This window comes from Maribacter ulvicola (genome assembly GCF_900155985.1).
Lineage (GTDB): Bacteria > Bacteroidota > Bacteroidia > Flavobacteriales > Flavobacteriaceae > Maribacter > Maribacter ulvicola.
Map to the genome: position 1 here is coordinate 1,858,780 of NZ_FTMA01000001.1, position 13,495 is coordinate 1,872,274.

A 13,495-nucleotide genomic window follows, 5' to 3' on the forward strand; every position below is an offset into this window, starting at 1 on the left:
AAGTTACAAAGTTTTAGAGTCTTTTCTAGGCTTTAATGCATCTAAAAGTATGTAGCATTGAACTGCGAATAGAATAGAGGCAATAACTAGATGCAATGGCTGACTAGCAAAAGGGAAGTCTAGATAATTCATAGCTATCCCTGTTAAAATTTCTGCTAATAATAAAAACAAGACCCAGTAAATTTTTAGATGACCTAAGTTCAGTTTGGTAATCCTGTAGGCTAAATAAGAATTTACTAAAATGACTATGATAGAGAATGACCGATGTATGTAAAATAATAAATCGGCATTTTGAAGCCATTTACCTTTTTCTGCATATCCATAAACATCTATTTGTTCATCTACAAACTGGCGTACCTGTGTTCCCATGGCAATTTGTAAAAGGGTCATGACCATGGCTATAATACTAAGATTCAATACTAGTTTGTCATACTTAATACGTTTATTTTCACTGTTTGCCAAATATATGATGTAAAGAATAAACGCTACAATTACTAATGCCATGAGCATATGTACGGTAATCTTAGCCGGTTCTAGAACTGAATATACAACGGTTGCACCTAGCCAAGCTTGAAAAACCATGCCTACAACTACCAACCATGATAGTATTGGTATGCGTTTTTTCTTTTTCCAGAACTTAATGGACATGATAGCTAGTAATAGTGTTGATAGACCTGCCAAGGCGCCAAAAAGTCTATTTATATATTCTATCCAGGTATGCCAAGGGTTAAACTCAGCATAGTCATGTTTGGTATAAAGCTCCCAATTAGCTGCATTGAAAGAATCTGTTGTAGTAAATGTTTCTTTAGAAACCTGTAAGGTTTCCTGCCAAATGATTACTTGTCCTTTTTCAAATAAACGATCAGGTTGCCATTGTATTTCGGTTACTTCTGTAGGTGGAATGTAGTAGCCAAAACACTTGGGCCAATCTGGGCATCCCATACCACTACCGGTCATTCTAACAACAGCTCCGGCGACTATTACTAAATACACTAATATCAAAGAAATCTTGGCAATTTTTCTAAAGGTAATATCCATAAACAATATCCATTCTATTTTGTGCGCTGCAAACCTAGTTCTGCACCTTTAAGGTACATGAATTCTAGAGCCGCTTTATATTCATTTGGTATTTCTCCTTCTAAAATGGCTTCTTTGATCGCTTCTTTTATAATACCGATTTCCTTAGATGGTTTCAGCGCAAAAGTTTCCATTATTTTTTCGCCGCTTATAGGCGGTTGAAAGTTTCTTATGTGGTCACGGGCTTCAACTTCTTCAATCTTTTGACGAACAACTTTGAAGTTTTGATGGTATTTACGTTGCTTTCTTGGGTTTTTGGTCGTAATATCTGCCTCGCATAAAGTCATTAAATCTTCTACATTATCACCGGCATCAAAAACCAATCTACGTACGGCAGAATCTGTCACATAATCTTCAGATAGTATAATTGGCCTGGAACTCATTAATACCATCTTTTGAACAAATTTCATCTTTTCGTTCAAGGGCATGCGCAAGCGTTTAAACAGTTTAAAGACCATTTTAGACCCTACGAATTCATGTCCGTGAAATGTCCAACCAATTTTTTTATGAAATCTTTTTGTCGGTGCTTTCCCTATATCATGTAATAAAGCGGCCCAACGCAACCAGAGATCGTCTGTGGCTTCAGATATATTATCAACAACCTCTAAGGTGTGCCAAAAGTTGTCTTTATGTTTTTGACCTTCAATTTCTTCTATGCCTTGTAATGCGGTAAGTTCGGGTAGAATTAGTCCTAACAATTCTGTTTTATGTAACAGAGAAAATCCTAAAGAAGGTTTTTTGCACAACATGATCTTATGTAGCTCATCTAAAATTCGTTCATTAGAAACAATCTTTAGTCGGTCTTTATTTTCTGTAATGGCTTGTAAAGAGGGTAGAGCAATCTGAAAATCTAGCTGTGTGGCAAAACGAATGGCCCGCATCATACGCAACGGGTCATCTGAATATGTTATGCCCGGTTCTAGCGGAGTTTTAATAATCTTGTTCTCTAAGTCGGCAATACCGTCAAAAGGGTCAAGAAGGGTTCCGTAATTAGATTTATTTAGCGATAAAGCCAAAGCATTTATAGTAAAGTCCCGTCTTTTTTGATCATCTTCTAAAGTGCCGTCTTCAACAATTGGTTTACGGCTATCCCTATTATAACTTTCCTTACGCGCACCAACAAATTCAAGTTCAATACCATCGCTTTTGATCATGGCGGTACCAAAATTCTTAAAAACAGAAACTTGTGGTTTTCCTTCTAATTTAGAAGCAACTTTTTCGGCAAGTTTAATGCCACTACCAATAGCAACGACATCTATATCTTTTGGTATGTTCCGTTTTAAAAAATAGTCTCTTACAAAACCACCAATAACATAACTATCTACAGAAAGTTCTTCTGCAGCTTCTGATATCATCTTGAAAATAGGGTTGTTTAAAGCGTCTGTATAGCTCTTTTGCATGTTCTTAATCTCGAATAATCTTCACCGTACCATCATTAGCTAGTCTAATAATTGACGAGGCGGAGCTATTCTGTTTCTCACGATGCAAATTTACCACATAGTCTACACCTTTTAAAATGGCTGAATCTATATTTTGGAAAGATTTTGGCGTGCTTTGGCCAGAAATGTTGGCAGAAGTTGATACAATTGGCTTTTTGAACTTGCCGATCATGTATTTGCAAAATTTATCTGAAGCAACTCTAATTGCCAAGGTGTTGTCTTCTGCAATTAAGTTTTTAGCTACACCACGTGGCTTATCAAAAATTATGGTGGTTGGTTTAGTTGAGAGATCAATTATATCATATGCAAGGTCAGATACTTGTTCTACGTGCTTTTCTAACATTACATCATTGGCGACCAAACATATTAAGGCCTTACTGTCATGGCGTTGTTTTAGTTGATACACTTTTTCAACTGCTTTTTCATTGGTAGCATCACAGCCAATGCCCCATACCGTATCGGTAGGGTAGAGTATGAGTCCGCCATTTTCTAAAATTTCTACGCATTTATTGATTTCAGTTTGAGTTTCGGGCATAGTTGTAATTTTAGGATTGTAGTTGCTTAAGCTCTTTATACCGGGCGTATACCCCCAATGCATTCAAATAACAAATGATGAGCCCTTTTTTTCCGTCTAAAATACCCAACCTAATAATATAATGATTAATGAATTTATATAATGGCCTAAATATAAAATGATACCATCTTGCTTTCTTACCTTTTTTAGCTTCTTCCTTGGCTTTCATTCTACCATACTTCAGCATTTTTCCTTTATAGTCTTCATAATTTTTATAAGAAAAGTGAAGTAGTTTATGTTTCATTGTTGCAGATGCGCCATCTACAACCAATGTTTCATGAACAATTCTATCTTGATCAAAATGTACTTTACTTTTTCTAAAGAGCCTATAATTTTTATCACTTTGCCAACCACTAAAGTATATTTTCTTCGTTTTGAACATAAAAGTTCTTTGAAAAAAATAAGCTGATGCCGCATCAGGTTCAGTTATGACCTTTAAAATTTCATCTTTTAGAGATGGTGTTATTCGTTCATCTGCATCAAGAAATAAAATCCAATCATAGTTGGCCTGCTCAAGTGCATATTTTTTTTGATCCGTATAATTAACAAATTTTCTACAAATTAATTTAACGTTCTTATTTTCTCTAATTAATTTCAAGGTATTATCTGTGCTGTAAGAATCAACAACTATAATTTCATCTGCGAAACTAAGGTTAGCTAATACCTCATTGATATTATCCTCCTCATTAAAGGTGATTAATAAAGCTGATATTTTAGGCGTTGCTTTATTCATGGATTATATAGTCTTCAATTTTTTGTAATTGGGTTTTCTTGTCAAAATTTTGAATAATATGTTCAAAACCTGCATTTCCCATCTGTTCCCGAATATTCTTATTATGATATAAAAACTCAATTCTATCCGCAAATTTATTAACATCACCAATTTCTGTTAAGTAGCCGCTTTTGTTATCTAAAATTATCTCAGGATTACTACTGATATTAAAAGCAACTATTGGTTTTTTGCAAAGGGCGGCTTCTGCCAAGACGTATCCAAAACCTTCCCAGAAAGAGGGTAAAACAAATACATCTGCTTTATTTATAAATTCTAAAGGCTTTTCTATAAAGCCAGGGAGAGAAACCTGGTTTGCTACGTTTAGCTTTTTAATTAACTCTTCTAGTTTATTTCTTAAACTACCTTCACCACCTATAATTAATTTAAAGTGTAAATTTCTTTGTTTTAATTCCGCAGCTAATTCAATTAAAAAGAGTTGGTTTTTTTGATATTCTAAGCGCCCTAAATTTACAATAGTGAAAAGGGGTTGTTCCTTGGCTTTTTTAATAGATGTAGTTTCTATGCCGTTATAGATAACTGTAATTTTATCTTTTTTGAAAAGGTTATGGTTGTTACTATTGATTGTTTTTTTTGTTGCTTCAGAATTAGCAAGTACGTCTGTTAACACATTTCTAAAATAGTACCTATTGAGAATTGAATTCTTAATGGGTATAGCACTCCCTCTTCTGTAAATAATTCGTTTTATACCTGCTTTTTTAGCGCAAGGTCCTGCAATTTTTACATCACGTGAAAGATTCATGATAATAGTAGAAACCTTTAATGAGCGTAATTTTGTCGTTAGAGATTGATGTTGAAATGGATTTAGGAAGCTAAAATTTGAGATACAAATTCCTTCACAAGGAACATTATTTAATTTTAAACGCTTAAATAATTCACTTTCAACATGTGCAAATACAAATACAGGATAGCCTTTTTGATGCAAATATGTACTTATTTCTAAATGCCATTTTTCGCCTCCGCCCCAAGCTTTAGCAGTATTAAAGAAGCAAATATTATGCATTATAAAACTTTTTTATAGAGGTTCATCAAGTTCTTGGCAACATTTTCATCACTGAATTTTTGAACATATGCCAGCCCTGATATTTTCATTGTAGTTCTCAGCTCTGGGTCATTAAACAATTGTTTAATTTTAGTTTTGATCTGATTTTGATCGGTAGGATCGACGTATAAAGAAGTTGGACCGGCCGCTTCAGGAAAGCATCCAAAATTGGTAGTGATTACTGGTAAACCACTAAAAAGAGCTTCTATGATCGGTATTCCAAAACCTTCACATAACGATGGATAGCAAAAAACGGTAGCTAATTGGTAGATAATTGCTAAATCTTTAGTAGGTACATTTTTTAAAAAAGAAACCTGAGACTGCATATTATTTTCTTTAATAAAGTTATGGACCTTAGTAGCATATCCTTTTTCTCCGCCAACTAATATTAAATGAAAACCAGTATCTTTAATAGCCTTTACTAAGGTTAATACGTTTTTACGTTCTTCTATAGTGCCTACATTTAATATAAATTCTAACGGAAGATTGTATTTGTCCTTTACTTCTTCTTTTTCATTATCTCCATATGTTTCTTTGAACGCATTGTTACAGCCTTGGTAGATAACTTCTATTTTCTTTTTATCGATATTTAAATATTTTATAATATCCCTTTTTGTTTGTTCGCTTATGGCAATTACCTTATCCGCTTTATGTACTGCATGGTTAAATTTCTTTTTATAAATGAATCTATCAAAAAAAGAATAATATTGTGGATGGCTGAGAAATATTAAATCGTGAATGGTCACCACGGTAGGGACATTATTTTTTTTAAGCCCGTATGGTACTTCACCAGATAAGCCATGATAAATATCTAGATGGTCATTTTTTATCTGCTTTATAACAGGACCTAACCGCCATAAAGATGAAAATTTTTTCCAAAAAAAACTTATAGGATATATAGTCTCTATATTTCTACTGTTTTCAATGCGTTTTGTTTTTGGGGGTTTAGTGTTGTAAAGTAAAAAATTGCAAATAGGGGAGTGTTCTTTAAGAATACGAATGACGTCTCTACCATAGTTACCTAAACCAGTATTATTGTGAAAAACCCTTTTAGCTTCAAAACCTATTCTCATCTCTTAAATCTGATATATTTGACAAATATATGTTTTAAGGCTTTGGTGTATTATTGTAATTACCTTTAATTGTAATTTTTATTACAATTAGTTTGTTTTTAGGTGCTTTTTAATGCTGTTTGTAAGGTAGGAATTTTAGTGCTCTCTTCCTGTTCTATTTCTTTTAGAGTTCTAAATCTTTTTATTTCGCCTAATGCATAAATATAACAAAGGGTGGCTCCGTTTAAACCATCTAGAAATCCTAATCTTATAAAATAGGAGTAAAAGAATTTCCAAAAAGGTTTTAGTATTAATTTGAAATAGGAAAATTTTTTATTTTTTCTAAAATCCTGTATTGCTTTCATGCTACCATAAGAATCTATTTTGTTTTTAAAATCCTTATAGTTTTTGTAGGAGTAATGAATAAGTTTACTTTCTAGAGCGCCAATTTTACCATCTACAATTAGTTTTTCATGTACGATTTTATCTTTGGCAAATTCGACTTTGCTTTTTCTGAAGAGACGTTGGTTTTTATCAGTTTGACAGCCGCAAAAATTGATTTTTTCATCTTTAAATATGAATGTTCTGTAAAACCAAAAAGAACTATGTTTGGTAGTTTTAATGGTTTGAAGAATTTCATTTTTTAAATTTTCCGTAACCACTTCATCTGCATCAATAAATAATACCCAATCATTATTTGCTTGTTTTAAAGTATAAGATTTTTGGGAAGTATAATCCTTGAAAGGATGTTGCTTTACTGTTATTTTTGGATGGTTTTTTAAGTACTCGTAAGTGCCATCTGTACTAAAAGAATCAACAACAATAATTTCATCTGCAAAGGATACACCGTTAATGCACCTGGCAATGTTGTCAATTTCATTATAAGTAATGATAAGAGCAGATATTTTTTTGTCTTGTAACATATTTAAATAGATGTACTAACCGGAAAAAGGTTGCGCATGTAAGTAAATAACGTGTACTATACTAAAATAGTATAAAGTAAAGTTAAATGTTTTGGTCGTTGCAACTTGTTCATTTGCAAAGGTTAGTGCAGCGGAAAAGGGTTTTTGTGTAGCAAAAATAAAAATCCATATGAAAGAAAAATCTGTCTTACTATTACTGTTTTTTTCTTTCTAGCCCATTTATACAAACAAAATTATTTTCTTGTAGCTTGGTTTTTAACAATTCTCTATTATGTGCAACATCTTCAGCACTATATCCTTTTTCATGATATAAATGGTATACAATTGCTTTGTTCTTTACTGAAATAGATTTAATGCCGTTTGCTTTTAAGCGCCATTCAATATCTGTGTCTTCGCCAACTGCTGCCTTAACATAATCTTCGTCAAATCCGTTTATAGCAATGAGGTGTTCTTTGCTAATGCCCCAATTGCAACCAAGTAGGCCTTTGTTTGTCATGGACCATACCAGACTAAAAGGAGCAGTATAGAGTGCCTCTTTTTTCTTTTTGGAGTCAGATTTAAAAATACGTATTAAATTTAGCAGACCAATATCATTATTTCTGTGTATCTCTTTGGTTATTTGTTCTCCTAAGTTTACACGCCTTCCTTTTAACATAAACCCTTTCTGTATGTTGTTTATGTAGGTTTTTGCAAAATGTTTATGAGGAATACAATCACCATCTATAAACGCAAGGGTATCGGCATTGGAGATTTTTATAGATTTATTCAGCATTTGGTTTTTTCTAAAACCATTATCTGTCTCTTGATGTACATGTAATATGCTAAAAGAATAGTTTTTTTGTTCTTGATCTAAAAACTTAATAGTTTCTGAATTATTGTCATCTTCAGAAATAATAGCTTCAAACTCAAAGTTACTTTGGTTATTTAATGCTTTAAGAATTAGTTTTAATTTGTCCAATCCTTTGTAATAAGATATAATTATAGAAAGTTTTACCATTTATGGATGTTTTTTTATACCTAAAAACTTCTTAATCTTATATTTTAAAAGCTTTTTTGTGTAATTCTTTTGAGCCATTGATAGGAAGTAAAAGTAAGGGTTTCCTCTTCTTAGGTCTCCTGGTATAATAGTAGGTTTAAAATTATTTTTCCAGGCCACATAATCAAAACTGAGTTGGTCTCTTTTACTCATAGTAGACAGTATTTGCCACCAATCTTCCATAACCTTAATGACTTCTTTGTCATTATGCTTTCGGATTAATACGCCTGCAGATATTAAACCATTGTTTTTTGGATAGTTTTCCTTTTTTAAGAAATCTATTTGTTTTTGCATGATTTCTGGGGCATCTTTATACTTACCTCTTTCTCTTCCTAATTTAAGAAGGGCATCAAATTCATCATAGATACAATCTCTTTTGTCATCACATTGATTGTGGTCAAATATTGCCATCTTAAAACCTTTTAGTTCATTGAGTAATTTGTAGATATCTCCTATTATTAAAAAGTTGTTATCAATGTATATGCTTATATCGTAGTCTTTAAAATATAAATGAGGTAATATTTTTGGATGCCTATTTTTTCTTCCCTCATCATCGTCATCTTTTATAAGTTCAATAGGTTTCCATGGCGATTTAATTTTATTAGGATCATCCGTAAAACAAAAAAAGTCTATTCCCTTAACTTTTTTTTGAGGAATTAACCCATAATTTTCGCCAAAAGCACCAGTATATACTACTATTTTCTCCATACAAAAAGGCAAATATATCTTATATATTTGCCTTTTATTAATTTATAATTTAGATTTTTATTCTATACCGCAACATCATATTCTCTAAGAGCATCGTTCAATGATGTCTTTTTGTTTGTGCTTTCTTTTCTTTTTCCAATAATTAACGCACATGGTACTTGAAACTCACCTGCGGGGAACTTTTTGGTATAACTACCAGGGATTACGACTGAACGCGCAGGGACTACACCTTTTGTTTCAACAGGTGTTTCTCCTGTAACATCAATTATTTTGGTACTCATTGTTAGAACAACATTAGCGCCCAATACCGCTTCTTTTTCAACTCTAACACCTTCTACAACAATACAGCGAGAACCAATAAAGGCACCATCTTCAATAATAACAGGAGAAGCTTGTAATGGTTCTAAAACACCACCAATACCTACACCACCACTTAGGTGAACATTTTTGCCAATTTGAGCACAGCTACCAACGGTTGCCCAGGTATCTACCATAGTGCCTTCATCAACATACGCACCAATATTTACATAACTAGGCATTAAAATGGTTCCTGCAGAAATGTATGCACCATGTCTTGCAACGGCATTTGGTACTACACGAATTCCCTTTTCTTTGTACCCTCTTTTCAATGGCATTTTATCGTGGTACTCAAAAATACCTGCTTCTAGGGTTTCCATTTTCTGAATAGGGAAATACATTACTACCGCTTTCTTTACCCATTCATTGATCTGCCATCCGTCTTCTGTTGGCTCCGCACATCTTAATTTTCCTAAATCTAAAAGGTTTACGACTTCTCTAATACTATCTTGGGTAGCAGACTCTTTTAAAAGATCTCTATTGTCCCATGCTTTTTCTATTTGTGCTCTTAATTCTGTCATTTTCGTAAAATTTCCTCAAATATAAGTTGAAGTACAGTAATTAGCCATGCGCAACTACACATATAACAAATTATACTTTATTTTTGCCAAAAATTTAGTTTGGGAAAAATTCTTGCAATTGATTACGGAGAAAAACGTATTGGACTAGCAGTTACCGATGATATGAAAATGATAGCATTTGGTTTAACTACGGTCAACACTCCTGAAATATTTACGTACTTATCTGACTATATTCCTCGTGAACATGTCGAAACTATAGTAGTAGGTGAGCCCAAACAAATGGATAATACCGCTTCTGAATCTGAAGTGCATATTGCGCCATTTTTAGTAAAGTTGGCAGAGAAATTCCCAACAATACCTATTAAAAGGCATGATGAGCGTTTTACATCTAAAATGGCTTTTCAGACCATGTTGGATAGCGGCTTAAAGAAGAAACAAAGAAGGAACAAGGCATTGGTCGATGAGATCAGTGCAACGATTATTTTACAAGATTTTTTAAAAACAGTATAAATGATTTTACCCATTATTGCATACGGTAATCCCGTATTAAGAAAAGTAGCGGATGATATTGACGAAGATTATCCAAAGCTGAAGGATTTGATTGCTAACATGTGGGAGACCATGTATAATGCTAGTGGTGTAGGTCTTGCGGCTCCCCAAATAGGTTTGCCAATTCGTATTTTTTTAGTAGATACCACGCCGTTTTCAGGTGATGAGGATTTAAGTAAAGATGAGCAAAAACAATTAGACGGTTTTAAACGGGTTTTTATCAATGCTACTATTGAAGAAGAAACTGGTGAAGAGTGGGCTTTTAACGAAGGTTGCTTAAGTATACCTGATGTTCGTGAAGACGTAAATAGAAAGGGTACTATTAAAATTACATATTTAGATGAAAATTTTAATAAGCATGAAGAAACTTATGACGGTCTATTGGCACGTGTTATTCAACATGAATATGATCATATAGAGGGCGTTTTGTTTACCGATAAGTTATCTGCTTTAAAGAAGAGAATGCTAAAGGGAAGGTTAACCAACATTTCTAAAGGAAAAATAAACGTAGACTATCGTATGAAATTTCCTGCGATGAAAAAAGGACGTTAAAATACCTACATAATTAATAGAAAAGTATAATATTTGTCGACTAAAATTTTAAAAGAATTTATGGGTTTAGAGAAAATTTTATCCGTTGCAGGAAAGCCAGGTTTATATAAATTAATTACCCAAACAAGAACAGGGTTTGTGGCAGAATCTTTATTAGATGGAAAAAGAATTACAGTTAGCTTACGAAGCAGCGTTAGTGTATTGTCTGAAATAGCTATTTACACTCTTGAAGAGGAAGTGCCTTTAAGAGATGTGTTCAAGAAAATACAAGAAAAGGAAAATGGTGGTAAAACCGCTATTGGCCATAAAGCAGAGAAAATAAAATTAGAAGAGTATTTCTTTGAAGTACTACCTAATTATGATGAAGATCGTGTTTATGTTAGTGATATCAAGAAAGTTATTCAATGGTATAATATTCTAACAGAAAATAAAATTACTGATTTTTCCAATGAAGAAGTGGTAAGTGAAGAAGCTTCTGAAGAGGAATAGTTGTTAATATTTGTAATAAAAAAAATGCCTTAATCAACGATTAAGGCATTTTTTTTATGGATAGTTATGAATTAATCCTTTTCAATAGTCTCATAGGTGTAGTCACTCTTTTTCCAATCTATTAATGCTGATGGATAATACTTTACATCCATTCTATCTAAAAATGGAGCTTGATCTGCCAATCTAACTTTGTAATTTTCCCAATCTCTGTTCTCTTTTGTACTCCAACTTAATTCAGAATACCCAATAATTCTAGGGAAAGCTAAATACTCAAGTTCATCTATATTACTAATTGTTTCTGACCAAAGCGGAGCTTCTACTCCTAAAATGTTTTCTAATGGAATACCGTATTCTTCAGGTGTCCAAATGTAAGCGGTATCCACTGGTATGTAGGCTGCCCAGTGAAGTCCAAATTTTGAAAGACTATCATATTCCATATCCAAATAGGCTTTTTTTGCCGGTGAGACTATGATTTGCATGCCTTTGTTCACCGCTTTTTTAGCATTCTCTTCGCTTGCCCACCATTGAGAGATAGAAGTGGAATCTACATCTGCAATAGCAACTTCGTCCCAGCCTATCATGCGTTTACCGTGTTTTTGTACTATTTTTTCAACCTTGTTGATGAAATGAATGTAGTCTTTCTTTTTGGTTACATGGCTCTCATCTCCACCAACATGAAAATAAGGTCCAGGAGTAATAGCGGATATTTCCCTAACAACATCGTCAATAAATGCATACACGGTATCTTTACGGGTATCGAACGTACTGAAACCTACTTGAGTGCCCTCGTATAATTTAGGTGTTTTTCCATTACCGTTTAAGAAAGGATATGATACTGATGCTGCGTTGGTATGACCGGGCATATCGATCTCTGGGATAATGGTCATGTATCTTTCTGCAGCATAACGTACAATTTCCTTGTAATCTTCTTGGGTATAGAACCCGCCAGACTCACCGCCAACTTCTGTACTGCCACCAACTTCTGTTAGTTTGGGCCATGATTTAATTTCAATTCTCCAACCTTGGTCATCACTAAGGTGTAGGTGAAGTACGTTTATTTTGTAGTAAGCTAATAGGTCAATATATTTTTTTACATCCTCAACACTAAAAAAGTGTCGTGCCACATCTAACATAGAGCCTCTATACGCAAAATTAGGGTTGTCCGTAATTTTACCTGATGGTACTGGCCATATTTTTTGTAAAGCTAAAGTATCGTTACTTTTTAAAGGAACTAATTGTCTTAAGGTCTGTATACCTCTAAACGCACCTTCAGCGGTATTTGAGTTGATAATAATAGAATCTTGATTTATGTATAACTGATAGGCTTCTGGTGATGCTAAATCTGTGCTATCGCTCTGGTTAATGTAAATTACCCTTTCTACCGTATTGGTACCTTCACTGTTCACCGGAATAGTAAGGTTAATTTTGTCCTTTAATTTTTCTGCCAAAAATGTACCCACCTTGTCAAAGCCAGTAGCGTTTTTAGAGGTGTAAATTGCCGTAAACTGATCTAAGGCAAAAGCGGAGTTGGTTGGTATTGTTTTTAAAGGCTTTGGTATTAAGCTTGCCTTAGACAGATCTGTCGTAGGCATTGCAATTCGTTCTTTCTTTTCGTTGGCACAAGCAATGAACAGTAGTGTTAAGCTTGTAAAAAATAGACTTCGAATACAAAAGGTTTTGATCATCTTTTTTAATTAGGGTTGGTTTACTAAATCTTTCATGGCTTCATACCAAATATCGTAACCTTTTTGGTTCATATGAAGTCCGTCTTCAATAAATATATCAGTTTTTAGTTTTCGTTTGTTCAACATAGGTTTCCAAACGTCTACATAAAATAGGGTAGGATCGTTTTGGGTAAAACGATTCATTTTTCTATTTAGCCTTTTATATTTTCCACGAATTTTCCATCGGCTGATACTTGGTTTTGCCGCAATTAAAATAATCTGTGTTGATGCATTTTTTGCTTTTATTCGACGGATGATCTCTGCAATGGTATCAAGAACATTAGTAGGTCTTTTTTTAGCCCATAGGTCATTATCGCCCTCATAGATAAAAACCTTTTTAGGGTTATAAGATAAAACCAATTCATCTATAAATAGCAATAAATCTGATGCCTGAGAACCGCCAAAACCGCTATTTACAATTTGATGTTCAGGAAATGCATCTTGTAAATTTCGCCATAAACGCACACTAGAGCTTCCGGTAAAAACTATGGTTTCTTTATTGGGGTCCCATATACTGTCATAGGTAACAGTGATATCTTTAACCTCTTTTGTAAATACATTTTCTGTTTGGGAAAAACTTGATAGGGAAACTATAATTGCAAAAACGGTAAGTATTTCTATTTTCTTAAAGCTATTTAAAAGCGGTGATATCTTAAGCATAT

Annotated in this window: 15 protein-coding genes; 3 read left to right on the forward strand and 12 right to left on the reverse strand. The window is 33.4% G+C overall.

Translation table 11 applies throughout. The features are described 5' to 3' along the window. Positions 1-3: 3 nt before the first annotated feature. The 10 genes from BW936_RS07955 to BW936_RS08000 all read right to left on the reverse strand — a co-directional run bounded on the left by BW936_RS07955 (position 4) and on the right by BW936_RS08000 (position 9,519). Positions 4-1,038, reverse strand: a complete 1,035-nt coding sequence (locus BW936_RS07955; RefSeq protein WP_076547796.1) for a COX15/CtaA family protein — start codon at positions 1,036-1,038, stop codon at positions 4-6. Between the two features lie 14 nt (positions 1,039-1,052). Then, positions 1,053-2,477, reverse strand: coding sequence for a CCA tRNA nucleotidyltransferase (locus BW936_RS07960; protein WP_076547797.1), 1,425 nt, complete (start codon positions 2,475-2,477; stop codon positions 1,053-1,055). A gap of 4 nt (positions 2,478-2,481) precedes the next feature. Further along, entirely contained in the window at positions 2,482-3,051 is a 570-nt protein-coding gene (locus tag BW936_RS07965; RefSeq protein ID WP_076547798.1) for an L-threonylcarbamoyladenylate synthase, read from the reverse strand. Positions 3,052-3,061: 10 nt separating this feature from the next. Beyond that, the gene (locus BW936_RS07970) at positions 3,062-3,823 is read right to left on the reverse strand and encodes a glycosyltransferase family 2 protein (protein ID WP_076547799.1); all 762 of its coding nucleotides are present in this window, start codon (positions 3,821-3,823) and stop codon (positions 3,062-3,064) included. Next, positions 3,816-4,883: a glycosyltransferase gene (locus tag BW936_RS07975; RefSeq protein WP_076547800.1), complete on the reverse strand. Its 1,068-nt coding sequence runs from the start codon at positions 4,881-4,883 to the stop codon at positions 3,816-3,818. The genes BW936_RS07970 and BW936_RS07975 overlap by 8 nt, the downstream gene beginning before the upstream one ends. Continuing rightward, entirely contained in the window at positions 4,883-5,995 is a 1,113-nt protein-coding gene (locus BW936_RS07980; RefSeq protein ID WP_076547801.1) for a glycosyltransferase family 4 protein, read from the reverse strand. The genes BW936_RS07975 and BW936_RS07980 overlap by 1 nt, the downstream gene beginning before the upstream one ends. 98 nt (positions 5,996-6,093) lie before the next feature. After that, a complete protein-coding gene (locus tag BW936_RS07985) occupies positions 6,094-6,897 on the reverse strand; it encodes a glycosyltransferase family 2 protein (protein WP_076547802.1) in 804 nt (267 codons plus the stop codon). 193 nt (positions 6,898-7,090) lie between these two features. After that, positions 7,091-7,894: a glycosyltransferase gene (locus tag BW936_RS07990; RefSeq protein ID WP_076547803.1), complete on the reverse strand. Its 804-nt coding sequence runs from the start codon at positions 7,892-7,894 to the stop codon at positions 7,091-7,093. Continuing rightward, a complete protein-coding gene (locus tag BW936_RS07995) occupies positions 7,895-8,641 on the reverse strand; it encodes a glycosyltransferase domain-containing protein (protein ID WP_076547804.1) in 747 nt (248 codons plus the stop codon). A 62-nt stretch (positions 8,642-8,703) separates the two neighbouring features. Beyond that, positions 8,704-9,519: a 2,3,4,5-tetrahydropyridine-2,6-dicarboxylate N-succinyltransferase gene (locus BW936_RS08000; protein ID WP_076547805.1), complete on the reverse strand. Its 816-nt coding sequence runs from the start codon at positions 9,517-9,519 to the stop codon at positions 8,704-8,706. Between the two features lie 99 nt (positions 9,520-9,618). Here BW936_RS08000 and ruvX point away from each other — a divergent pair, with 99 nt between their 5' ends. The 3 genes from ruvX to BW936_RS08015 are packed head-to-tail and all read left to right on the forward strand — an operon-like array spanning position 9,619 to position 11,109. After that, on the forward strand, positions 9,619-10,029 hold the full coding sequence (gene ruvX / locus BW936_RS08005) for a Holliday junction resolvase RuvX (RefSeq protein WP_076547806.1): 411 nt from the start codon (positions 9,619-9,621) through the stop codon (positions 10,027-10,029). Continuing rightward, positions 10,030-10,620: a peptide deformylase gene (gene def, locus BW936_RS08010; protein ID WP_076547807.1), complete on the forward strand. Its 591-nt coding sequence runs from the start codon at positions 10,030-10,032 to the stop codon at positions 10,618-10,620. A gap of 60 nt (positions 10,621-10,680) precedes the next feature. Beyond that, entirely contained in the window at positions 10,681-11,109 is a 429-nt protein-coding gene (locus tag BW936_RS08015) for a DUF5606 family protein (RefSeq protein WP_076547808.1), read from the forward strand. A gap of 71 nt (positions 11,110-11,180) precedes the next feature. Here BW936_RS08015 and BW936_RS08020 read toward each other — a convergent pair whose 3' ends face one another. Beyond that, the gene (locus BW936_RS08020; protein WP_076547809.1) at positions 11,181-12,794 is read right to left on the reverse strand and encodes a family 20 glycosylhydrolase; all 1,614 of its coding nucleotides are present in this window, start codon (positions 12,792-12,794) and stop codon (positions 11,181-11,183) included. 9 nt (positions 12,795-12,803) lie between these two features. Continuing rightward, a complete protein-coding gene (locus tag BW936_RS08025) occupies positions 12,804-13,493 on the reverse strand; it encodes a GDSL-type esterase/lipase family protein (protein ID WP_076547810.1) in 690 nt (229 codons plus the stop codon). Positions 13,494-13,495: the final 2 nt, after the last annotated feature.

Coding starts and splice junctions, on each gene's coding strand:
- BW936_RS07955 (WP_076547796.1), bottom strand. CDS start 1,038: ATGGATATTACCTTTAGAAAAATTGCCAAGATTTCTTTGATATTAGTG.
- BW936_RS07960 (WP_076547797.1), bottom strand. CDS start 2,477: ATGCAAAAGAGCTATACAGACGCTTTAAACAACCCTATTTTCAAGATG.
- BW936_RS07965 (WP_076547798.1), bottom strand. CDS start 3,051: ATGCCCGAAACTCAAACTGAAATCAATAAATGCGTAGAAATTTTAGAA.
- BW936_RS07970 (WP_076547799.1), bottom strand. CDS start 3,823: ATGAATAAAGCAACGCCTAAAATATCAGCTTTATTAATCACCTTTAAT.
- BW936_RS07975 (WP_076547800.1), bottom strand. CDS start 4,883: ATGCATAATATTTGCTTCTTTAATACTGCTAAAGCTTGGGGCGGAGGC.
- BW936_RS07980 (WP_076547801.1), bottom strand. CDS start 5,995: ATGAGAATAGGTTTTGAAGCTAAAAGGGTTTTTCACAATAATACTGGT.
- BW936_RS07985 (WP_076547802.1), bottom strand. CDS start 6,897: ATGTTACAAGACAAAAAAATATCTGCTCTTATCATTACTTATAATGAA.
- BW936_RS07990 (WP_076547803.1), bottom strand. CDS start 7,894: ATGGTAAAACTTTCTATAATTATATCTTATTACAAAGGATTGGACAAA.
- BW936_RS07995 (WP_076547804.1), bottom strand. CDS start 8,641: ATGGAGAAAATAGTAGTATATACTGGTGCTTTTGGCGAAAATTATGGG.
- BW936_RS08000 (WP_076547805.1), bottom strand. CDS start 9,519: ATGACAGAATTAAGAGCACAAATAGAAAAAGCATGGGACAATAGAGAT.
- def (WP_076547807.1), top strand. CDS start 10,030: ATGATTTTACCCATTATTGCATACGGTAATCCCGTATTAAGAAAAGTA.
- BW936_RS08015 (WP_076547808.1), top strand. CDS start 10,681: ATGGGTTTAGAGAAAATTTTATCCGTTGCAGGAAAGCCAGGTTTATAT.
- BW936_RS08020 (WP_076547809.1), bottom strand. CDS start 12,794: ATGATCAAAACCTTTTGTATTCGAAGTCTATTTTTTACAAGCTTAACA.
- BW936_RS08025 (WP_076547810.1), bottom strand. CDS start 13,493: ATGCTTAAGATATCACCGCTTTTAAATAGCTTTAAGAAAATAGAAATA.